Source organism: Paenibacillus sp. VT-400 (assembly GCF_001029205.1).
Taxonomy (GTDB): Bacteria; Bacillota; Bacilli; order Paenibacillales; family Paenibacillaceae; genus Paenibacillus; species Paenibacillus amylolyticus.
This window is the reverse complement of sequence record NZ_LELF01000059.1, coordinates 257,667-279,305: the sequence shown is the minus strand read 5'-3', so window position 1 is coordinate 279,305 and position 21,639 is coordinate 257,667. Positions and strand designations below refer to the sequence as shown.

The following is a 21,639-nucleotide window of genomic DNA, read 5'->3' as shown; positions in this document are numbered from 1 at the left end:
GTGGAGGAAAGAAGGGGAATTCGTTTGTCTAAGAAAGAAACATTCATTAGGGGTACGCTCATTCTGGCGGCCGCTGCGCTGATCGCAAGAGTACTCGGATTGGTTCAACGGGTGCCGCTGGAGCATATCCTCGGCGACATCGGTAACGCATCGTTTACCATCTCCAATACGGTATATTTAATGCTGTTAACTGTAGCAACGGCGGGCATACCGAGTACACTTAGTAAAATGGTATCGGAACGCTATGCGCTCGGACGCGCGGGTGAAGCTCAACAAATCTACCGTGCAGCCCTTATCTTTGCAGCTGTGGCCGGGGTAGTCATGTCTGCTTTATTGTGGATCGCGGCACCTTATTATGCCACGTATGTCTCCAAAGTACCGGAGTCAGTCAGCGCCATTCGCGCCTTGGCTCCAGCCTTGCTGCTCTTCCCGGCCATTGCAATGATGCGAGGATATTTCCAGGGACGCGGCAACATGACAGCAGGCGGTATTTCACAGATCGTGGAACAGTTCGCCCGTGTAGGTACAGCCGTTATCGTGGCTTATGTCATGCTGCAATGGAATTATGATGACCAAACGATTGCTGCGGGTGCTTCATTTGGTGGGGTATTAGGAAGTGTGGGTGCCTTCGGTGTCATGCTGTACTTCACCTTGAACCTGCGTCGTAGCGACCGTGCTGCCCAATTGAATTACGAGCGTGCAGAGCAGTTACCGATGCGAGGTATCTACAGTGATATCTTCAAGCTGTCTATTCCAATTGTGCTGTCTTCACTTGCGGTTCCAGCCATTAACTTCATCGATTCATCCCTTGTGGTACCACTGCTTAGTGGCCAGATCGGGCTCGAAGAAGCGACAGGCGTCCTTGCGATCCTGGGGGCGAAAGCCCAAAGTATTGCGGGGATTCCTCCGATTCTGGCTATCGCTTTGAGTCAATCATTGGTGCCTGTCATATCGGCAGCATTTGCCCGCAAGGATGAAGCGCATCTGAAGAGTCAGGTTACACTTGCGTTGCGCATTTCGATTCTGACAGGTATGCCGATTGTCATTGCACTTTGTGCGGCAGCGTATTCGGTCAACGGATTGCTGTTTACCAATCTGGATGGAACGCCGATCATTGCCTTGTTAACATTCGGTACCATTTTCCAGATTACGATGATGACCACCAACTCCATTTTGCTTGGGGTAGGTAAACCGCGGATTACGATGGTCAGTGTGGCAGCAGGTGTTGTGATCAAACTGATCGCAAGTCTGATTCTGGCGCCGATCTTTGGCATTTACGGCATCATTATAGCAACGGCCCTTTGTTTCCTGGTTATCACATACCTGAATCTGCGGGTCCTTCGCAAAATCGTTGATTTCTCCATCATGGGAGATCGTTGGAAAGGGTTTATCATTACGGTCTTGCTTGCAGCAGGTGTAGGATTTGCAACGAACTGGATTGGGAATACGATCTTTGGACTGTTCCTGCCAGCGCGTGTATCTTTCCTGTTTACCTGCCTTGTGGTTGGTGTGCTTGTTGTGGTGGTGTATCTGGTTCTCATGGTTGTACTGCGTGTACTGCGCAAGGACGAGCTGGGCAGTTACCCTCGTATTCTGCAAAAAATTCTTCGTCCACTTATGCGTCTTCAACGTGGAGCTGGGCAAAGAGGTTAAAAATGCAAGGAGCATCATTCAAGCTCCAATATTTTGTGAAAATAGGATACAAGCTCTGTCTGCTATTGAAGCGGACAGGGCTTTTTGTTTAGTTCAGGCAAAGCTTAGGCCGAGTGGGTTGAGCATTAAGCAAGCAAGCCTAAATTAGCTGTACTTCGGGTATTCGCATGTATGATGTGGATTAGCATGTTCCATATAATCTTCAACATTAGTGTGTGATGGCTTTAGCATCATGAGCCAGTGCCGTTTTCAGCATGCCATACCGGTGTTCGTGACTCATCTCAAACAGCCATGGCCGACGCGGTGCCGTCAGATAACCGAGACAATCCCGAGTCTGAAGCCAGTCCTGTCTGGTGATCGGTTCATAAGGCGTGTCCCCCCATACGGAGAGCAGCTCCGGACTATATAATCGTTGCCCTTCTGGAAGCCATTCCTCATCCAGTAACGCCTGAGCGTATAATGTATGATCACCCGCCTCGTCTTCACGATTGGTAAACAAGCCAGGCCAATATTCAGCGCGCGAGCCACGATGAGGAACCGAACGTGCGAACTCCAACACTTGTGTGTGTACTTGCTCCACGCCAAACAATAGGGCATATAGCCCTTTGCCAAACATGATTCGCTCATCCAGTTTGCCAAAATGTTCAATGACACGTCCTGCGAGTCCTGCTCCCCGTCCAAGAGGAAAGACGATATGATTCAGACCGGCCAGATTATGCAGATGGAATGCGGGTTTGGAGAGTACCTCTTTTTGAAAATAAGGATGCTGCACCACCCGGCTCTCGATATAGTTCTGCTCATTAATAATTAATGCCACACTTAGCAGTGAACTGCATCGTTCCAGCCAAAAGCGTTCCCAAAACGGCGTCATAAACGCCGATACGTGAAAGTGCGACAAGAGATGGAAACAGCTTCGTCCGATCCGGCGACTGTTCATATACAGCAGAAGCTGTGGATAGGCATCCTGGAAAATGAGTGCATTGCACCGCTCCAGCAGCCGATACATATGCTCGCGATCGCTTTGATTCTGTAGATTATGCATTAAGTCACTCTGAAGATCTGTCATGTGATATCCGCCGTTGCGAGAGACCATATGGGCCAGCAGTGCCCAATGCAGTTCGGGATATTGCTCATAACATTCCAGATAGGCTGCCGTGCGGGTGATATTACTCCGATTATGCTCCTGGGTCAGTGTCTTAATCTCTTCCAGAATGATGCAATCTTCTTCGCAGACGAGTGCGCTTTGAACCTGGTCCGTGCGTGCAAAAGACTTGCCGCTGGCAGGTAACAAACGCTCCACCTCAGACTGTAAGGCAGCTGCCGTATCTGTATCCCACTCGATGTCACGCAAAGGGTGACGAAGCTGTGCAGAAGCTTGCCATGCAGCCTGTTTGCCACGCCAGATTTCCCGGGCAGCACCCGGAATGGAACGGACCATCTGCAGGAGGGACCCGTGATGTTGTTCGCTGGAAGAATCGGTTCTGGTGGAAGTCATGATGTGACATCCTTTCATGATGTTCTGGGTTTAATTTCACAGACCATGTGGTTATTCTAAGTATGCGCTGATTATTTGACTTCCACTCGCCAATTTGCTTCACTTAGGGTAAGACAAGGTACAGAAAGGGAGATGACCGAATGGAACAGATTACTTCCAAACCGGCTTTTGATGTAGCCATCCAATCCCCACGTTTGACGATTGCCGTATTCAAGGCAGACTGGTGTGGTGACTGCAAATACATCGATCCGTTTATGCCTGAGGTTGAAGAGAAATATGCACGTGAACTGACCTTGATTGAGGTTGACGTGGATCAGGTTGGAACCGTTAGTGAAGAGCAGAATATTCTTGGCATTCCGAGCTTTGTGGCGTATACAGATGGCCGCGAACTCGTACGGTATGTGAACAAGCTGCGCAAGTCGAGAGAAGAGATTGAGCAGTTCCTGGATCGCGCAGTTGAGGTGTACAACACGATCCATAAATAATGTTATACAAGCTCAACTTTTACACAGGCACTCCGATGACAGAATAACCTTCCGATCGCTGTTATCCCCAGATTTCTTTGATCCCTTTTATAAAGGGGAGAAATCCGGGGATAAAGGCGAACGCTCCGCTTCTTCTGGTTATTTCTGTCCTCTCCGTTATTGTGTAAATGTTTCATGAACTTATATAAAAGTATGACAGGTTCATGTTGTAAAAGGGTATAATAAAAAGAACGCCATTTCTCTTGAAATAGGGAAATGGCGTTTGTGTGTTCGACACGTCTATGTAAGAAACGTTTCTGTACATATCCCCAATGACCTGCGGGTCATTATTTCACCAGACGTTAACATTTTGTCACAAAGCGCGACGTCAATGAACATTTTATCCGGTATAATGGATTTAGTTGTGAAATAAGTGTCAAAGTACCGAAACAAGCGGAGAATATTCTTCGCCATCTTAAACCAACAGCGGGTGAGAAAAAATTGAAACACTTAACTTTGTTTAAATGGTTAACCGTATTAACCTGTCTTGTCATGTTTCTGGCCACTTTTGGTGGAGGCATAGTAACCAAAACGGAATCTGGCCTTGGCTGCGGAACGGAATGGCCTTTATGTAACGGAAAACTCGTTCCCGCACATACTGTGGCTTCACTCATTGAATATTCCCATCGCGCTGTAAGTGCACTGGCTGGACTGTTGTCCATTGCCTCGTTTGTTGCTTTTCTGCGGTTTGGAAAATCACGCCGTGACCTGCAATTGTTTTCTTTCTTAACTCTGGTATTTGTTATCGTCCAGGGAATCATGGGGGCTTTTGCCGTTGTCTTCTCCCAATCTTCAGCAGTCATGGCACTGCATTTTGGCTTTGCATTGATTGCTTTTGCCAGTTCCCTAATGATGGCGCTGGGCATAAGGCAGGAGGCCAAAGATGGCGGATTGGAGCGCCTGAATAAATACCCTCGGGTTAGCAAAAAATTCAGAAATCTGGTCTGGTTCTCCACCATTTACACATATCTCGTGGTATACACAGGTGCATTTGTGAGTCACACGGATTCTGCCGGCGGATGTTCTGGATTTCCGCTCTGTAACGGGCAGATTATTCCTGAGCTTTCGGGTGGGGTAGCGGTTGCTTTTGCTCACCGTGCAGCAGCTGCGTCGCTCGTGATTGTTATTGCGATCCTGGGTCACTTCGCTTACCGTAATCATCCGGACAACAAGGAAATGCGTACTCTGGGTGTGGTATCCGTTGTTCTTATTCTGATGCAAGTAGTCATTGGTATTTTCATGATGGTGACAATGAACCGTCCGGAAGTATACATGTTCGTAGCTCTTGCTCATATGCTGGATATCGCCATATTGTTCGGAGTCTTAACGTATATGAGTTTCCTGGTGTACAAGCTACATCGCCCGGCTAATCGTTTCTAAGATATAGATCCATTCTTTTTCAAAGGTACTTGGGCTAAATATGAAAGTCCACCATCCAGTGATGTACATCATTGGACAGGTGGACTTTGTTTGATGTCAGAGGGATCAGGGCAACCTATGGCAAGCAGCAATTACACGGAATGAATGATGCTTCGTTTACGGTGATGAATTCTTGTTGATTTGGAAAAGAGGAGGTTAGATATGCTGCGAACGTTGTTGGGGGAAAAGCCACGTATAAACGAAGGTAAATTGAAGGCAGCGATGGACGCAATGGCGCATACGCTTGAGCTATTTCAACGACAAATGCATGTGGACCATGATCCCACGCATGACTATCGGAAACTGTATGTGTGGACTCAGGGACTCATCTCCTCACTGGATGAACTGGAGCAAAGCTGTTTCGCTGCTGCTCATTTTCGCAAAAAGGTCGTTGCAGGCTCAACGGATGATATGACGGCGACTGAAAAAGCCGAGTATGCACGTTATGTGTATTTCTACAAAGATGGCTTTATCCGCTGCTTTGCCATTCTGGATAAAGTCGGCACAGTATTAAATGAAATATTCCAGCTGAATACTTCCAATACCAAAGCACATTTTTCTTATTTTACTGTGTTAAGGCAGTTCGACTATGCAAGGGAGCATCATGATCTTGCATTGCAATTAATACAGATCAAGGACTCTTATCGTGAACCGATGAGCAAGCTGCGCAAGCGACGTAATATGGAAATTCACTACATGAACTCAGAAATGCACGATGACCTGTGGCAGTTACACCAGACCTTGCAAGGTAAAGTGAAATTGGAGGATCTGAATCAGCATGTGCAGGAAATGCGTCAGGGCGTGGATATGGTCTGTGAAACGTTAACAGCCTCTTATAGTTATATCAATAAAATATGGAAAAGAAATAATTCCCTTTGACAAATCGGAATACTTGGAATATACTGAGTTTCAATCGAATGTTACATGGATATAACTGATATTTCGGAAGTTACGTTCACATTATAAAGCATAAACTACATGAACTTATAAAATCCTACAACAACATATTTCTTATCGAGAGCGGCGGAGGGACAGGCCCGATGAAGCCCGGCAACCGATTTGTAATGACATGATACATGTATCATTCGTTATAGATGTTAGGTGCTAATTCCTACAAAATGGTGCAAGACACGATTTTGGCAGATGAGAAGGTATATTCTTTCACGTGAAGAGCCCTCTTTGTATCTGCAAAGGGCTCTTTTTTTGTACTTTAGGGGGAGTTTTCCTTTAGATCGGGTAAAGATACAAGTAGGTGGTTGGAAAGGGGCAAGTGCGATTGATTGAATTAAAAGGTTTAACGAAAACGTACGGCAAAGGAACAAAATCTACAACAGCGTTATCCGAGTTGAATTTGAGCATCCAAAAGGGCGAAATCTACGGAGTGATTGGCCATTCCGGAGCGGGCAAAAGCACATTGATTCGCTGTATTAATTTGCTGGAACGGCCTACGGAGGGTGAGGTATGGGTTGACGGAATTAACCTGACTGAACTGAGCAAAACCGAATTGCAGCAACAGAGACGCAAGATCGGAATGATTTTTCAACACTTTAATCTGTTATCTTCGGCAACGGTATATGACAATGTAGCTTTTCCACTAAAGCTTGTGAATACACCCAAGGATGCCATTGATCGAAAAGTGAAGGAAATGCTTGCACTGGTTGGTCTGGAGCACCACAGCAGCAAATATCCGGCTCAATTATCGGGTGGCCAGAAACAACGTGTAGGGATTGCGAGAGCACTTGCAAGTGATCCAAATGTACTTCTCTGTGATGAGGCTACTTCGGCACTTGATCCGCAGACAACAAATTCAATCCTGAAGTTATTACTCGACATTAATGAAAAGTACAACCTAACGATTGTGCTGATCACACATGAGATGCATGTCATTCAGAACATCTGTGACAAGGTGGCTGTCATTCATCAAGGTGGCATTGTGGAACAAGGACCTGTAACAGACGTGTTCTTGAAGCCGCAGCATGCGATTACGCGGGACTTCATGATGCGTGACCATGAAGCTGGACTTGCTCTGGAAGAGACCGCTCTGGCAAATGCAGGCGTTGAATTGCAGGCAGGTGCTGCTTCCAAACTTGTGAAGATATCCTTTCTGGGTAACAAAACGTATGAAGCGATTTTGTCTAGAACGGTACGTAAGACAGGCGTGGATTTTGCCATCCTGCAAGGTACAATCTCTACGATCAAACAGGTTCCTTATGGGCAACTGACCGTTCGGTTCGAGGGTGATTCAAATGCTATTGATCGGACGATATCAGAATTGACCGCAGAGGGACTTGATGTGGAGGTGCTTCGTTAGATGGATTTTTCAACAGTTCGCTGGGAAGAGGTTGGTAAAGCCTCCATTGAGACACTGCAAATTTTGGGTGTATCAGGCTTGTTCACCGTAATTTTTGGTTTACCGCTCGGAGTGCTGCTGTTCATGACAGCCCGATCTGCTTCGATCAAGTCACGGACGGTGTACATTATATTGTCCTTGATTGTGAATATTTTGCGCTCAGTCCCATTTATCATATTGATTGTTGCTCTTATACCGTTCACTCGTTCACTCGTCGGTACTGCTACAGGTGTGTTAGGTGTTATACCACCTTTAGTTATTTCAGCAGCTCCTTACTTTGCTCGATTGGTGGAGACGACGTTGCGAGAAGTTGATCGGGGTGTCATTGAAGCGGCACAGTCAATGGGTGCATCGACCGGACAAATTGTAAGACGGGTATTACTGCCTGAAGCGTTACCTGGTTTGGTTGCTGGTATTACCATTACCATCGTTACGCTTGTCTCTTACACGGCGATGGCGGGCATGGTTGGTGGTGGAGGTCTAGGAACGCTGGCAATCAACTATGGGTATTATCGTTATCAAAATGAAATCATGATTATATCCGTAGTATCGATGATCATTCTTGTGCAAATTCTCCAGATGGCTGGAGATCGCTTGGTTACATTTTTCACCAGGAAATAACACATAGATAACATGATGGTTATGCAATAATGCAGATGCCACATGACAAAAATGATTAGAGAAGGGGTTTTACACATGAAAAAATGGTCTTTTGCTCTACTTAGTCTTATGTTGATTGCGGTTCTCGCAGCTTGCGGAAACAACAAGGACGCCGATAGCGGCGCAGACAATTCAGCAGGTGCACCTCGTACAGTTGAATTGAAAGTTGGAGCTTCACCTACACCACATGCAGAGATTCTGGAAAGCATCAAGCCTGAACTGGAAGCACAAGGTATTCGTTTGCAAGTCGTTACGTTCAATGACTATGTACAACCCAATCAGCAACTTGCTGATAAAAAATTGGATGCGAACTTTTTCCAGCACCAGCCTTATCTGGACACAGAGAATAAAGAACGTGGATTCAACCTCGTTTCTGTAACACCTGTTCATGTTGAACCTTTTGGTGGATACTCCAAAAAGATTAAGTCTTTGGATGAATTGGCAGACGGCGCAAAAGTAGCAATTCCAAATGACCCATCCAATGGTGGACGTGCACTGTTGTTGCTCGCGAAGGAAGGTATCATTACGCTGAAAGACAACACAAATATTACATCTACGATTCAAGATATCACAGCCAATCCGAAGAACCTGGATATCATCGAGCTGGATGCAGCCATGATGCCTCGTCAATTGGATGAAGCGGATCTGGTATTTATCAACGCTAACTATGCGCTCGAAGCGAACCTGAATCCGGAGAATGATGCTTTGCTGATCGAAGATCTGCAAGGTAACCCATACGCAAACATCCTCGTTTCCCGTGAGGACAACAAGGATGCAGATGCAATCCAAAAACTGGCTGCTGCTCTGCACTCCGAAGAAGTGAAAACATTCATCAAAGAACGTTATAAAGGTGCAGTTGAACCTGCAACTGAATAATTCATGATATGTATGATATGATGTGAAGCTTTTAAGAATAAGCCGTATATCTCTTCAGAAGAGATATACGGCTTATTTTATGTTTCCTAATCTGTGCTGACGTGGCGATCAATAAGGGAAGGGTTAGGGCTTATCTTGTTTCTCCGCGTTGGAGTGATGTCCAGATTGGCGGTAATAGGATAATTCATTCTGATCAGCATACTGCTGCTCATCTGCTTCTTGCAGGTACGTTCTCTCGGAGGGAGAGAGTGTTTCTTCTTCTCCGTGTGAGCTTTTGATCTTGTATCTGATCCAACCGATTAACCCAAGGACGACAACCAGGATCAAGGCCCATCCTTTTTTGAGCAAAAGAAGAGCACTGAATTTCTGGGAAGCCGTGTACCCGATCCCGCCCATCAGAAGACTGTTGAGCCCTATGGTGGATGTTTTGTCAGTCGAAGCATTGTACTCCTCGTAGGTGTATCCTGCATTGATGCTAAGCTTATGAAGTACGGTTTCCTCAAATGCCTGACGGCTCTGTTGAAAGTTGGCCGTATCTGTAACCAGAATGGCTGTGATGTACCCTTCGCGTGTCAGGAGTTTTACATTGTAATTGACCATGGATTGCTGATCAGCATTCTTAAAACCAAGGGAGTAAACCAACTGATGTTTGGTACTGTCATATGCCGGTTCGATTTCCCACCCCGTTATGTACGTTCTATATTCAGGATCAAGTTTTCTGTTATCTTCTTCTGTGCCTCGGATATAACTGCTTAACAGCTCTTCGGCACTCAAATTTTGATCGTCATCATGGATATGACCTGTCTTCACGTACTCGAACACAACATACCACGAGCCGAATTCACTATTGCTGGTTAGGCTTCCGATTTCGTTCCCATTAGGCTTTCCATCACTGTTAAGTATCGAGCGTTGGGTATTGGGCTTATCCAGATAGGAATGGCTTTCAGGGACTTCCAGGGTGGCCTTACCGTCCAAAGAGACAGATGCTAGTCCAGTAATCCAATCGTACTCATCAGGTTCTTGCTCAGTCAAAATATATCTGGAATTAAAGGTGGATAATCCCTTGTGGATAAGCGAGTTGTAGGAGGACGACAAATCTTTTATACTGGATAGTGACTGCTCTTTGAAGAGGGGGATGAACGTGAAGGGAAAGGTTGCCCTCATAACGGGAAGTGCCAAAGGTCTTGGTAAAATGACGGCCCTCAGTCTGGCAGATCAAGGGTGCCATATTGCCCTCAACTATGTACACAGCAGAACAGAAGCTGAGGCTTTAAAGGCTCAGATTATAGCCAAGGGTGTGCGGTGCATTGCCATCCAGGCTGATATATCCAAGGTGGAAGATATCTCTTTATTGGTTGAGCAGGTGGAAGGTAACCTGGGCAGCATTGATATTTTGGTGAATAACGCAGGTCCATTTGTCCGTGAACGACGATTATTTGCGGAATATTCTGAAGCTGAGGTCCAGATGCTTGTGCAGGGAAATCTGTTGGGACCGATGTTACTGGATCAGCGTGTATTGCCAGAGATGAGACGCAAGCAATGGGGACGCATTATCCATTTTGGCTTCAGTCATGCTGGAGAAGCGAGATCTTGGCCTCATCGCGCCGTATATGCGGCTGCCAAGGTGGGTCTGGTATCTTTTACAAAGACACTCGCGGTTGAAGAAGCCCCGTATGGAATTACGGTTAACATGGTATGTCCAGGTGACATTCGTGGTGCGAACAAAGAGAAAACGATTGATGAAATGGCAGGCATCATCGACGAGGAAACACCAAGAGGGCGTCCAGGCAGCGGTGAAGATATTGCACGAGTGATTACGTATCTGTGCCTTGATCATTCCGATTTTATAACAGGCAACATTATGGATGTATCTGGAGGACTTGATCCGATTCGTCCGACCATACAGCGTGAGGATACTTAAAAGGTGAATTGAAGGATTGTACGTGGAATCTGGTAAAAGGGACAGATGAAATGGACTCTCTGCATATGCACACAAAAAAAGAGCCCTCCGCTTCATGCGAAGCGAAAGGCTCTTGAGGTTTATTTCGTGAAGGATTGATTAGAATACTTGTACGACTTCTTGTACACCCTCAACTTCTTCGAGAAGGGCACGTTCAATCCCGGCTTTTAAGGTAATGGTGGAGCTTGGGCAACTGCCGCAGGCACCGACTAGTTTCAGCTTAATAATGCCGTCTTCCACGTCGACCAGTTCCACGTCACCGCCATCGCGTTGCAGAAACGGACGAAGTTTGTCAAGCACATCAATTACTTCATCATACATGGTGCTTTGTGCGTTTTCGCTCATTTTTTTCAACTCCTTTCCCTTATATTATATTACAAATGGCCACAAATTAAAATGGTCAAACAAAGCAGGTGAACCTATATGAGACCGATTATTGAATTTTGTGCCAATAATATGCATTTTGGCACAGATGAAGTCATGGATCAACTGGAAGAAAATCCAGACTATGATGTGATTGAATACGGCTGCCTCACCAACTGCGGCCAATGTTCTATGACTCCATTTGCACTGGTGAATGGTGAAGTTGTCATCACGGACAAAGTGGAAGATCTATATAACGCCATTCTGGCCAAAATTGCCGAAGCCGATGTCTGGGACGAGCTGGATCTCGACTAACCGAGATGACGCTTGGACATCCAGAGCACACCACTTTTCAAAATACGAGGTACACGTCCCATCATGGACGTTTTGCCCATCAGCCCAAACCCAGACTTCTTGCCGAGTGCACCCAGTGTGCCACGAAGCTTGAGTGGATGTGGATTGGGCTTTTCGCCTTTCCAGAGGGCATGCTGAATATGGGCGATCTGCTCACCCTGTACTTCCGCAGCTTGACCGCTAGGTGCATAAGGGACACTGGCACAGTCACCAACGACATACACATCGGTATATTCCGGGATTTGGTAGTATTCATTCAGGACGACACGTCCTTGAGGGTCTTTGGTTACGTCCAGATCCTGTACCACTTTTACTGGTTGAATGCCTGCAGTCCACACGACAGCATCTGTTAGAATCTGTTCATCCCGGTTATAGATGGCGTTAGGTTCAACACGTGAAATGGCGATATGCCCGCGTGTCTCTACCTGATGTTCGTTGAACCATTCATGCACATACACGGATAGACGTTGCGGGAAAGCGGATAATACACGTTCACCACGATCCAAAATGCTGATGTTCAGATCCGGTCTGCTCTCACGAAGTTCGGCTGCTATCTCGACACCACTTAATCCGCCGCCTACGATATGCACATTGCCATAGGCTTTGACTTCATTGAGGCGCAGGTAGGTCTCGCGTGTTTTGCTAAAGCTCTGAATGGTACAGCTGTAGTCTTCGGCGCCTGGTGTGTTGTGGAAACGGTCTGTACAACCAAGTCCAATGACAAGTTTGTCGTACAAGAGCGGGTCTTGGCCTTCAAATTCAATCTGACGCTGTTCCAGGTCAATCGAAGTAACTTCTCCATAACGGTAAGTGACTTTATCGCTCACTGGAAATTGGATACGCAGGTCATAATCAGATACGGTTCCTGCTGCGAGTGCGTAATATTCTGTCTTTAATCCCTGAAAGGGGCTGCGGTCCACCAAAATAATTTGTGTATCGGATGGAATTTTACCCTCCAGAAGTTCCTTGATGATGGTGAGGCCGCCATAACCGCCTCCAAGAATGACGAAATTTTTCATGACTCGGCTTCCTTTCTGCATCAGTCCCACTGAAATGGGGCTGTAAACTGTGGAGCAGCTATGTAATAACATAGCTGCTCCTTTTGTTATGATTTGAATAATTGAAAAGTAGACATTGAAAATTGAAGATATTAATCAGCAGTTTGCACCACTCGAATTCAAACGTCTCCCTATAATGAAAGCTGGTTCTGGAGTGGTGCTGGTGCAATATTGGTTGTGAATGGAGTTATATCCTATTCGTACACTTGAATTTCATTGTAGAACGTATCACGTTCTACCGGAATACGTCCTGCACCTTTAATGAGCCATATGAGCTCTTTACGTGTAAGGCCTTCAGGTGTGAGTGCACCTGCCGCATGACTAATCCGTTCGCGAACGATTGTGCCGTGTGCATCCGAAGCACCGAATCCAAGGGCAACTTGAGCTAGCTGTGGACCGATGTTAATGAAGTATGCTTTGATATGATCGATGTTATCCAGCATCAGACGGCTGATCGCAATTGTTTTGAGATCCTCATAAGCCGAGTTACGACGCATAATACTCGCGTTTTTACTTTTTGGCTGCATGGAAAGTGGGATAAAGACCATGAATCCGTTGGTCTCGTCTTGCAATTCACGGATTTGCACCATGTGGTTAACGCGGTCCTCATAGGATTCAATCGATCCATACAGCATCGTTGTATGGGTACGCATGCCCAGGTTATGAGCAGTGCGGTGCACCTCAAGATAACGATCCACGTTCGCTTTGTCTACACGCATTTTTTTGCGATATTCATCCGACAGAATCTCAGCGCCGCCACCAGTCAATGTTTTCAGACCTGCTTTTTGCAGCTCCTGCAGAACTTCCTTAATACTGAGTCCGCTGATGCGAGTGAAGAAATCGATCTCGGCTGCCGTGTAGGCTTTAAGCGTAACATCCGGATATTTCTCGTTTAAAGCACGCAGGGAATCGACATAATACTGAAAAGGAACATGGTTGTTATGTCCGCCTACGATATGGAACTCACGTACGCCTGGATGAATATGCTGTTCCACATAATCGATCATTTCCTGACCGGATAATGTGTAGGAGCCTTCTTCACCCTGATCTTTGCGGAAATTACAAAAAGCGCAGTGAGCTTCACATACGTTTGTAAAATAAAGACTCATGTTTTCGATGAAATATACTTTCTTACCATTTTTCCGCAAGTTGGCCTCATTGGCCAGCTGGCCCAAAGTCAGCAGATCATCTGTTTCATACAGATATACGCCGTCTTCTACGTTCAGCCTTACGCCGTTCTGCACTTTCTCAACGATTTCAGCCATTCTTTTGTCTGTGAACGGTGTTACCAATGTAGACATACTGTTTCCTCCTGTTCTTAACCGGATTTGAGTTGTGTGTAGGATCTGCATACAGAACTACATAGCAAAGATGCGGTCAACTGCCGCCTTCTTATATGGACTAACTCTTATTTACCCGGTGCAGCGTGTGCTGCGTACGTAAAGCTAATTTTTTCATTAAAGTGAGTCTTGTGACTCTATATGCATTGGGGACTGCGGACAGTCTCGAAATGTGAAAAAAATTACAACTCTATATATGATCGTCACCTGAATCAGTCATGGCAAAATATCGACATTTCAGTGCGACCACCTATTCATTATAAACCTCGTGTCGCGGGGGTTCAATACACTGGGAAGAAAAAGGAGTAGAGGGGGAACGCGGAAAGAGGCAAACATGACTTGAGACCCTTGACGGGGTGGAGTATAATTTAAAGAAGAGTTAATGAAAGGTAGTTCAAAAAGTCCGCTTTTGATTACGAAGGATGCCTAGCGGCATCTCAGCGTCGAATATGGGATTCAGCCGAAATGTCCGTTGCTCACGTAGTTTTGCCTACGCTCCGCTACTCCATTTCTATCTTCATCCCATCTTCTTGGTACTGAAAAGCGCCCTTTTTGAACATGATTTTATATGAAAAAGGAGAGTGACCTGGCATGATTAACATCAGCGAAACGGCTGCTGACAGATTGAAAGAGATGCTTGCACAGCAAGAGACACCTGGTATGTTCCTGCGTCTTGGCGTAGCACCGGGCGGTTGCACCGGATTTTCGTACGCCATGGGCTTTGACGATAAAGAGTCCGATGAGGACCTGTATATGGATATTCAGAGTATGAAGGTTGTAGTCGAGAAGGAAAACCTGAAGTATCTGGATGGTCTCGAAATTGATTTTGAAGAGTCCGGTATGACGGGTGGGTTCACCATCCATAATCCTAACGCGGTAGCCACTTGTGGATGTGGATCTTCTTTCCGTACGAAGGAAGATGCGGGTGTGCCGGATAAGGATTGTTAAGAAACGGAGTTGTAAAGTGGTTTCCCAATCTTGTTTTAAATAAGCAGTTTGCAACCCTTTAATAGATAGCCTCTGAATTGTATCCGTTTTGCACGGGCATGATATCAGGGGCTTTTTTGCGTGTACTGATTGTGCATGGTTGACAAACTTAGTTGTAACAACTATAGTTACAATATAAAGTTCAAACATAAACAATATCGATAATTTAAAGGAGAGATCATGATGAACATTGCAATCATTGGTGCAACAGGCAAAGCAGGAAGTGTAATTTTGAAAGAAGCAGCAGACAGAGGGCATAAAGTAACGGCAATCGTTCGTAATGCATCCAAATTGGAAGATAAAAGCCTGAATACGCTGGAGAAAGATGTATTCGATCTTACAGCTGAAGATGTTAAAGCGTTTGATGTGGTTGTAAATGCATTTGGTGCCCCAGCGGGTAAAGAAAACCTGCATGTGGAAGTAGGACAAGCGTTGATCAACATCCTGAAGGATGCACCAAACACTCGTCTGATCGTGGTGGGTGGAGCAGGAAGCCTGTTCACAGACGAGTCCAAGACATTGCGTGTCTTTGAATCCCCAGGATTCCCGGATGCTTACAAAGCAACTGCAACGAACCAAGGCCAAAACTTGCAGGATCTGCAAGCATCTTCGGGTATTCAATGGACATTCCTAAGCCCAGCTGGATTCTTCAATCCGGAAGGCGTACGCACGGGCAAATACCAAGCGGGCAACGATGTTATTCTCGTGAACAGTGAAGGAAACAGCTACATCAGCTATGCAGACTATGCGATTGCTTTGGTTGATGAGATCGAGAATCCACAACACAAAAACGAGCGCTTTACCGTTGTTGGTGAAGTGAAGTAACACTTTTAAATGATAATATGGAACATACAAACGGACGCTGATCTCCACAGATCGGTGTCCGTTTTTTTATGTTATCGAAGAGGGATGTTCTGCAATAACGTTAGACAGGTTAGATGATTATCGTTCAACTTCCAACTACTCCTTTGAATCTATGTTATATTATTCTAAAGATGGGAAGGAAATGTGATTATGTGAGAACCATCATCTCTTCATTGGAATTTCTGCGATTTCAAAAGTATAAGGGAGTGAACAGTTGTGAAGATGTATTCCAAAGGAGTTATACTATTGATCTTTGCGGTTTTTATGATTAGTGTATCGAGTGGTTCAGGGTTATCCCAATATACAAACGTTAAAAATAAGATGAATCAATTTCACATCACTTCTCTTTATCCGAAAAATAAGAATGGACAGACATATGGTTCTGCCGTATATGCGACTTCTCCGGAAACGGAACCTGATTTAATCTTGGCTTTTGGTGTGGATGGTAAAGAAGGATATCTGCTGAAAAAAGACATGGAAGGTGAGCTACCAAAGACACCTGAAGAAGCTATTGCAATGCAGAACAGCAGATCACCAGAAGGTCGTGATATTCCACTGTATGACAAAGATGGTGAAACCGTAATCGGTGTGTTTCGTGTTGGAGGAGAGTGAAGGTAACTCAAATAGGATCTAATGTGACGCTACCATACATAGACGATTCTTTTCTGAATGGCTTCCTACTACAGGATATGAACAGGTCGACGGAATGGAATTTGAAATTACTGGAGTTAAAGATGGACTGAATTTTGTTGAGTTATGGTTTGCTGTAAGAAAAATATCTTAGTTTTATTTCTTTTAGATTAGTCTTGAATAATAACTTAATAAAGACAAATGGAGCAAACAATTGTGTCCGATTGGTTGCTTCTTTGTTTATTCACCTAACGGCCAGGGAAAATGCAACATTTTACCTGTTAAACAGGTCAATAAAGATGTAGAAATAACGTTATGAGAAGAAGGTGGAAAAACTGAAGCTTCGTATATTCACGTTAATATTTTTTATATCTAGCGTGTTCTTTATCTCAAATGCACAAGATGTTAACGCTTTGTCATGTGTTGAATCGGGAAGCCCCCAAGAAGAGTTAGAAATATATGATGGAGCTGTTTATGGTGAAATAAAGCAAGTAAAGGTCGACTTGAAGCAAGAGGGAATTACGGGGACCAAAGAGAAAATTAGATATATTTTAGTGGAAGTTGAGAGGAGTTGGAATACTGAAGTTGACTCTCAACTAATTATTGCAACTAACTTCACATGGGGATTTGATTTCAAGGAAGGTAACAAATACTTAATATACTTTAGCGAGGTGGATGGCGAATTAAGTAGTAGTCCGTGCAGTTTGACCATCGAAATGAATGATTTGAACCAAGGAACTGAGCTATTTGGGGAAGGATATCCACCCAAACAACAAGTGAACGTAGAACACAAAATGTGGTTTATGTTTGAGCAAGATATGGATTTGTTTATCGTAGGTGTAGTCGTATTTGCGGCGATCTTTATCTTCTTCATGAGAGTAAGAAAGAAAAAGCGCAAAGCATAATTTGGTAGCGCTAAACGTGTAGCTTTTGCTCAAACAAAAAGTCATTTGAACTAGGCATGGATTCCTGTATGACCTATTACCCCCTTTACTTAAATGAGGATCGAGGCGTATAATCCGTTGAGATATCAGAGCAATAAGAGGGGATACAGTTATGAATAGTGGATTAATCAACGCGATCATTGCGTATATCATGTGGGGAGTTCTCCCGCTGTATTGGAAGTTGTTTGAAAATGTACCGGCAGGCGAGATTTTATCGCACCGGGTTGTCTGGTCATTTGTCTTTATGGGGATTTTCGTTGCCGTCCAACGTCGTTGGAGTGACATGAAGCGCATTCTGACCAGTCGTTCGACCCTGCTGTCCCTTACCGCGAGTGGGCTGCTAATTGCTATTAACTGGCTTATCTTCATTTGGGCGGTTAATAACGGTCATGTCGTTGAGACAAGTCTGGGCTATTATTTGAACCCGTTGCTGAACGTGTTACTGGCAGTTGTCTTCCTTCATGAAAAGCCAAACCGTGGACAGTGGCTCGCGATTGCCATCGCTGGTGTCGCGGTGCTTATCATCGCTATCGACTACGGACGTTTCCCATGGGTTGCGATCTCATTGGCCGTGTCATTTGGCTTGTACGGTCTAGCGAAGAAGAAGATCAAGCAAGACGCTTCAGTGGGCTTATTTTCGGAGACAGCTGTAGTTCTGCCCGTCGCACTCGGCTACTGGATCTACTTGGCCGTTGTAGGAAAAGCAACGGCATGGACGTTGCCTGCACCGTTGTTCTTCGAACTGCTGCTTTCCGGTGTGGTGACGGCGCTGCCACTGCTGTTCTTTGCACGGGCGGCTGCTCGAATGTCGTTGTCCACACTCGGCTTTGTGCAGTATATTGGGCCAACAATTATGCTGATCCTGAGTGTGTTTGTGTTCAAGGAAACGGTCTCGCCAGTTCTGCTTGTTGGTTTCGCTCTCATTTGGACAGCGCTTATCGTATACGCTACCGCATCGATACGTGCTACGAGACTCGCTAAGGTAAGCTGAACAGAGGTATCTTAATCGTTATAAATGCCCTTTCTGCCAATGAGGTGGAGAGGGCAATTTTTTGTTTGTGGGGGAGCGATAGGTCGATAAAAACTAAAAAGGAAGGCTGATCAACGTTATGGTAAAATACAGGAGTAGTAATCAAAAATAGTAACCAAAAAGATTAATAGAAAAACGAGGAGGCAACAGATATATGATGGTTAATAACCGTTACCGCAAACGTAAACCATTCTTTGTAAAGAATGCTGTAATTCAGATACTATTTCAGTTTGCAGTTTCAGCGATAATCGGTAGTATATATGGGTTCATGATGGTCAACGAGACGATAGGCAGATATATTAATAAACTATTACCGAGCACGGATGGTCCGGATCTTCATTTATATCTGCCCGTTGTGATAACGGTGTTCATCTACTCGTGTTTAATTCAGGAAAGACAACGGATTTTACTTGAAAAAATCTCATTTAGTTGTCTCCATATTTTTGTTGCCCTGCTAGGCTGTATTTCTTCAGTTGTTGTGTTATTGGTGATCTAAACCAAATCCCTACGTATCTAAACCTTCAGCCCCATCAACTGCATCAATGACACCGACAGCGAGTGTTGTTACCGCAGCAGCAGCTAAAAGATTCTTGGCACCAAGCTTCACTCTGTCCTTATCTTCCTCTTTCATGCCCACAACAACATCTTTACCGCTGTTATATACATACTTGGCTGATATCGCTACACCTTTTGCAGTATTGGTTACAGCACCTCCAATATCGGCAAGCCCCGCGTCTATGGCGGTATCATCTTTTCGAATTGCACCACTGGCAAGATCATATGTCCCGCTAGCCAGTTGTCCAACGGTTTTGCCTGTATTAATTGTGGCTTTCTCTACGCCGTTCCCGATTTCTTTGATAAAGGGGCTTCCCGCGATTTCACCAACAACCCTCACGCTGCCGCCCAACACCTTCCCGGTAACTTCCCCAGCTAACTGACCGAACCCTTTTAAAAAACTCATCCTTATGCCTCCTCTCCAATTAGAAGTTGATCCTATGTGTTATCTCAATAAACTTATTATATTCATATGTAAGCCAAAAGAACATCAGTCTCCAGCCCGAGTGATGCAGCCCTCCTCGATTGATTGCGACACGCTTTAGGAGTGCCCGATCCGCCCCCGGAACGCCGACCACGCTTCCCCCTCAATGCACTTCATCGCCAAAAGGCGCTAATCCCCCCGGGAACAGCGCCTCAAGCTCTTGTTTTACCTTACTACTTACATTTGACTACACACGGTTTTAGAAGTGTCTCAAGGAGCAGCAACGTAGTGGAGGGGGCGGAATCGATTCTGAAGAAGCGAAGCGTTCGCCTGAAAGCTTTCTGCAAGAAAGCTACATCGGAAGCATAGGCTATCCCCGGATTTTCCCCTTAACAGGGGAATTCATAAAAATCTGGGGATAACAGCGATCATAAGAACGATCCGCCCCCGGAAAGCCCACCACGCTACCCCCAAAGCCCGCACTTCTACCCAACGTACCTAGTCAATAAATCCTTCCATGACAACAGTTGGCATCATATTCGACTGCCAAGCGCCCTTACCATATCCACTGTTATAACCTGGTGTAGCCTGAGGCTCCCAGTAGAATACACCTTTACCTTTGCCATTTGGCAGATTGCGAATTTGGTTTTTCATCGCGGCAACAAAACTTTTGCCAGCTGCAGCCTGGTTATTGTCCATGCCAATTTCGGAGATGATGATCTCTTTGCCATAACGGTTGATCATATCCTTGGCGTTGTTTACCGTATTTGTCACAGCAGTGTTCCAGCCGGAAGCTGAAGGATAGAGAGACATGGCAATCATGTCAAAGTTAGCTCCGTTATTAATCAGACCACCAATATTCCATACATAGAGGGCGTTATCATCTCCACCTGCCAGATGCACAATGGTTTTGGTGCCGCTGCTCAGGGACTTCACTGCGTTATGGCCTGTGTTCACCAGCCAAGCATAGTTTTTCATGTTGGTGGATGCTTTGCCATCTTCCCATAACATGCCGTTGCTTGTTTCATTACCGATCTGTACCCAGTCCGGGGTAACGCCTTTGCTTTGCATCGCCGTCATAACTTCACGAGTGTGGTTCCATACCGCATCCATGAGCTGTTGGAACGTATAGTTTTTCCAGGCAGCAGGTTTAGTTTGCTGACCAGGGTCTGCCCAGGAATCGCTGTAGTGCAGGGTAAGCATCACACTCATGCCAGCATTCTTGGCACGTTGTGCGAGTGCAGCCGCACGATCCTTATTCATGTAAGCGTTCCCATAATCATTCGAAGGATTAACGAATACCCGAATGCGAACGGAATTGATTTGATAGTCTTTTTTCAAAATATCAATGATGTCGCGCTGTACGCCGTTTTTATCTTTCCATTTGTAGCCTTGGGCTTCCATTCCGGGAACCCAACTGATATCGGCTCCTTTGGCGAAACTTGGTGCTGCGCTGGCATGCTGACCTGCGGGCAACATGATGGAGGTGAATAACAAAACAAAAGCCAACATGATGGATGTCTTGAAACCCCTTACATTTTTGAACATTACAAGATGCCTCCTCGGATTTAGGTTGAGTTGCATCCTAATTATAGCCATCCTGGTTTGCTCTACTAAAGGGTCCATTTCCAATATTTTGGGTGTTTTCTCAACCTCTCTACAGAAAAAGAGAAAACAAAAAGCCGTCCGAAGACGGCTTTTCTACCCGTGGCGCTTTTTGAAACATTGATCCGTATCCCGCGCCTCCACCAGACTCTTTTAATTTGAGCTAGTGGATCGGGTAAGGGACACGTTCAACATGACATTAGAAATGTTGACGCACCTCCTTTCCTTGTGGCAAGAGTATACAACACCTTGTTTAGGAAAGCTAGTCTTTTTTACGTATTTACGAAAAATTATTTTTCAGTCTGGAACATCGTGATATCTCGTGCATAATGGCTCTTGGTTCCGTCATTGTTTCGGATGCGCACACTGTCTTCACTGATCCGCTCCACAATGCCACAACCGACCTCGCAATAGACGCCAGCCGGGTCTTCCTGCCATGCGCTTACCATACATTGGGATAGTGCAGCCGTGAAAAACTCTATATTTTTTTGTAACGTTCTAGGTTTGTTGGATTTCATTATATACTCCTTTAATCAACTATATTTGGA

Annotated in this window: 22 protein-coding genes and 1 riboswitch; of the genes, 14 read left to right on the top strand and 8 right to left on the bottom strand. The window is 45.3% G+C overall.

The window, feature by feature from the left end; genetic code table 11:
* Nucleotides 1-24: 24 nt before the first annotated feature.
* Nucleotides 25-1,653 (top strand): polysaccharide biosynthesis protein, encoded by a 1,629-nt coding sequence (locus EL84_RS08075; RefSeq protein ID WP_047841302.1) that lies wholly within the window; start codon nt 25-27, stop codon nt 1,651-1,653.
* A 208-nt stretch (nt 1,654-1,861) separates the two neighbouring features.
* Here the strand turns inward: EL84_RS08075 and EL84_RS08070 are convergent, their stop codons facing one another.
* The gene (locus tag EL84_RS08070; RefSeq protein ID WP_047841301.1) at nt 1,862-3,148 is read right to left on the bottom strand and encodes a DUF2515 family protein; all 1,287 of its coding nucleotides are present in this window, start codon (nt 3,146-3,148) and stop codon (nt 1,862-1,864) included.
* Nucleotides 3,149-3,288: 140 nt separating this feature from the next.
* Here EL84_RS08070 and EL84_RS08065 point away from each other — a divergent pair, with 140 nt between their 5' ends.
* The 6 genes from EL84_RS08065 to EL84_RS08040 all read left to right on the top strand — a co-directional run bounded on the left by EL84_RS08065 (nt 3,289) and on the right by EL84_RS08040 (nt 8,977).
* Nucleotides 3,289-3,633, top strand: coding sequence for a thioredoxin family protein (locus EL84_RS08065; RefSeq protein WP_017692403.1), 345 nt, complete (start codon nt 3,289-3,291; stop codon nt 3,631-3,633).
* A gap of 480 nt (nt 3,634-4,113) precedes the next feature.
* Complete coding sequence (locus tag EL84_RS08060; protein WP_036605745.1) at nt 4,114-5,052, top strand: COX15/CtaA family protein; 939 nt, start codon at nt 4,114-4,116, stop codon at nt 5,050-5,052.
* 201 nt (nt 5,053-5,253) lie between these two features.
* Entirely contained in the window at nt 5,254-5,970 is a 717-nt protein-coding gene (locus tag EL84_RS08055) for a Cthe_2314 family HEPN domain-containing protein (protein ID WP_047841300.1), read from the top strand.
* A gap of 129 nt (nt 5,971-6,099) precedes the next feature.
* A riboswitch (SAM riboswitch) is annotated at nt 6,100-6,241 on the top strand.
* Between the two features lie 126 nt (nt 6,242-6,367).
* A complete protein-coding gene (locus EL84_RS08050) occupies nt 6,368-7,402 on the top strand; it encodes a methionine ABC transporter ATP-binding protein (protein ID WP_047841299.1) in 1,035 nt (344 codons plus the stop codon).
* Nucleotides 7,403-8,062 (top strand): methionine ABC transporter permease, encoded by a 660-nt coding sequence (locus EL84_RS08045; protein WP_047841298.1) that lies wholly within the window; start codon nt 7,403-7,405, stop codon nt 8,060-8,062.
* 75 nt (nt 8,063-8,137) lie between these two features.
* The gene (locus EL84_RS08040; protein WP_047841297.1) at nt 8,138-8,977 is read left to right on the top strand and encodes a MetQ/NlpA family ABC transporter substrate-binding protein; all 840 of its coding nucleotides are present in this window, start codon (nt 8,138-8,140) and stop codon (nt 8,975-8,977) included.
* A 123-nt stretch (nt 8,978-9,100) separates the two neighbouring features.
* Here the strand turns inward: EL84_RS08040 and EL84_RS08035 are convergent, their stop codons facing one another.
* A complete protein-coding gene (locus EL84_RS08035) occupies nt 9,101-10,009 on the bottom strand; it encodes a DUF2167 domain-containing protein (RefSeq protein WP_053061421.1) in 909 nt (302 codons plus the stop codon).
* 109 nt (nt 10,010-10,118) lie between these two features.
* Between EL84_RS08035 and EL84_RS08030 the strand changes: the two genes are divergently transcribed.
* Nucleotides 10,119-10,898, top strand: a complete 780-nt coding sequence (locus tag EL84_RS08030; RefSeq protein ID WP_047841296.1) for an SDR family oxidoreductase — start codon at nt 10,119-10,121, stop codon at nt 10,896-10,898.
* Nucleotides 10,899-11,036: 138 nt separating this feature from the next.
* Here EL84_RS08030 and EL84_RS08025 read toward each other — a convergent pair whose 3' ends face one another.
* Entirely contained in the window at nt 11,037-11,282 is a 246-nt protein-coding gene (locus EL84_RS08025; RefSeq protein ID WP_017692412.1) for a NifU family protein, read from the bottom strand.
* A 78-nt stretch (nt 11,283-11,360) separates the two neighbouring features.
* Between EL84_RS08025 and EL84_RS08020 the strand changes: the two genes are divergently transcribed.
* On the top strand, nt 11,361-11,615 hold the full coding sequence (locus EL84_RS08020) for a YuzB family protein (protein ID WP_036605750.1): 255 nt from the start codon (nt 11,361-11,363) through the stop codon (nt 11,613-11,615).
* Here the strand turns inward: EL84_RS08020 and EL84_RS08015 are convergent.
* Together EL84_RS08015 and mqnE are read right to left on the bottom strand one after the other, a co-directional pair.
* On the bottom strand, nt 11,612-12,673 hold the full coding sequence (locus EL84_RS08015; protein WP_047841295.1) for an NAD(P)/FAD-dependent oxidoreductase: 1,062 nt from the start codon (nt 12,671-12,673) through the stop codon (nt 11,612-11,614). The two genes, EL84_RS08020 and EL84_RS08015, sit on opposite strands and share 4 nt — an antisense overlap.
* 233 nt (nt 12,674-12,906) lie before the next feature.
* Nucleotides 12,907-14,013, bottom strand: a complete 1,107-nt coding sequence (gene mqnE / locus EL84_RS08010) for an aminofutalosine synthase MqnE (RefSeq protein ID WP_047841294.1) — start codon at nt 14,011-14,013, stop codon at nt 12,907-12,909.
* 630 nt (nt 14,014-14,643) lie between these two features.
* Here mqnE and EL84_RS08005 point away from each other — a divergent pair.
* The 5 genes from EL84_RS08005 to rarD all read left to right on the top strand — a co-directional run bounded on the left by EL84_RS08005 (nt 14,644) and on the right by rarD (nt 18,468).
* Nucleotides 14,644-15,000 carry a HesB/IscA family protein gene (locus EL84_RS08005; RefSeq protein ID WP_036605753.1) on the top strand — a complete coding sequence of 119 codons (357 nt, stop codon included), beginning with the start codon at nt 14,644-14,646 and terminating at the stop codon, nt 14,998-15,000.
* 222 nt (nt 15,001-15,222) lie between these two features.
* A complete protein-coding gene (locus tag EL84_RS08000; protein WP_047841293.1) occupies nt 15,223-15,864 on the top strand; it encodes an NAD(P)-dependent oxidoreductase in 642 nt (213 codons plus the stop codon).
* Nucleotides 15,865-16,149: 285 nt separating this feature from the next.
* Nucleotides 16,150-16,515, top strand: a complete 366-nt coding sequence (locus tag EL84_RS07995) for a hypothetical protein (protein ID WP_152682978.1) — start codon at nt 16,150-16,152, stop codon at nt 16,513-16,515.
* 344 nt (nt 16,516-16,859) lie between these two features.
* Complete coding sequence (locus EL84_RS07990) at nt 16,860-17,438, top strand: hypothetical protein (protein WP_047841292.1); 579 nt, start codon at nt 16,860-16,862, stop codon at nt 17,436-17,438.
* A gap of 151 nt (nt 17,439-17,589) precedes the next feature.
* Nucleotides 17,590-18,468 carry an EamA family transporter RarD gene (gene rarD, locus EL84_RS07985; RefSeq protein ID WP_047841291.1) on the top strand — a complete coding sequence of 293 codons (879 nt, stop codon included), beginning with the start codon at nt 17,590-17,592 and terminating at the stop codon, nt 18,466-18,468.
* A gap of 544 nt (nt 18,469-19,012) precedes the next feature.
* Here rarD and EL84_RS07975 read toward each other — a convergent pair.
* The 3 genes from EL84_RS07975 to EL84_RS07965 form a co-directional block, all read right to left on the bottom strand.
* Entirely contained in the window at nt 19,013-19,468 is a 456-nt protein-coding gene (locus EL84_RS07975) for a hypothetical protein (RefSeq protein WP_047841289.1), read from the bottom strand.
* 516 nt (nt 19,469-19,984) lie between these two features.
* Nucleotides 19,985-21,034, bottom strand: a complete 1,050-nt coding sequence (locus EL84_RS07970; protein WP_152682977.1) for a glycosyl hydrolase 53 family protein — start codon at nt 21,032-21,034, stop codon at nt 19,985-19,987.
* Between the two features lie 347 nt (nt 21,035-21,381).
* The gene (locus tag EL84_RS07965; RefSeq protein WP_017692425.1) at nt 21,382-21,609 is read right to left on the bottom strand and encodes a hypothetical protein; all 228 of its coding nucleotides are present in this window, start codon (nt 21,607-21,609) and stop codon (nt 21,382-21,384) included.
* Nucleotides 21,610-21,639: the final 30 nt, after the last annotated feature.

Coding starts and splice junctions, on each gene's coding strand:
- EL84_RS08070 (WP_047841301.1), bottom strand. CDS start 3,148: ATGACTTCCACCAGAACCGATTCTTCCAGCGAACAACATCACGGGTCC.
- EL84_RS08065 (WP_017692403.1), top strand. CDS start 3,289: ATGGAACAGATTACTTCCAAACCGGCTTTTGATGTAGCCATCCAATCC.
- EL84_RS08055 (WP_047841300.1), top strand. CDS start 5,254: ATGCTGCGAACGTTGTTGGGGGAAAAGCCACGTATAAACGAAGGTAAA.
- EL84_RS08045 (WP_047841298.1), top strand. CDS start 7,403: ATGGATTTTTCAACAGTTCGCTGGGAAGAGGTTGGTAAAGCCTCCATT.
- EL84_RS08040 (WP_047841297.1), top strand. CDS start 8,138: ATGAAAAAATGGTCTTTTGCTCTACTTAGTCTTATGTTGATTGCGGTT.
- EL84_RS08025 (WP_017692412.1), bottom strand. CDS start 11,282: ATGAGCGAAAACGCACAAAGCACCATGTATGATGAAGTAATTGATGTG.
- EL84_RS08020 (WP_036605750.1), top strand. CDS start 11,361: ATGAGACCGATTATTGAATTTTGTGCCAATAATATGCATTTTGGCACA.
- EL84_RS08015 (WP_047841295.1), bottom strand. CDS start 12,673: ATGAAAAATTTCGTCATTCTTGGAGGCGGTTATGGCGGCCTCACCATC.
- mqnE (WP_047841294.1), bottom strand. CDS start 14,013: ATGTCTACATTGGTAACACCGTTCACAGACAAAAGAATGGCTGAAATC.
- EL84_RS08005 (WP_036605753.1), top strand. CDS start 14,644: ATGATTAACATCAGCGAAACGGCTGCTGACAGATTGAAAGAGATGCTT.
- EL84_RS08000 (WP_047841293.1), top strand. CDS start 15,223: ATGAACATTGCAATCATTGGTGCAACAGGCAAAGCAGGAAGTGTAATT.
- rarD (WP_047841291.1), top strand. CDS start 17,590: ATGAATAGTGGATTAATCAACGCGATCATTGCGTATATCATGTGGGGA.
- EL84_RS07975 (WP_047841289.1), bottom strand. CDS start 19,468: ATGAGTTTTTTAAAAGGGTTCGGTCAGTTAGCTGGGGAAGTTACCGGG.
- EL84_RS07970 (WP_152682977.1), bottom strand. CDS start 21,034: ATGTTCAAAAATGTAAGGGGTTTCAAGACATCCATCATGTTGGCTTTT.
- EL84_RS07965 (WP_017692425.1), bottom strand. CDS start 21,609: ATGAAATCCAACAAACCTAGAACGTTACAAAAAAATATAGAGTTTTTC.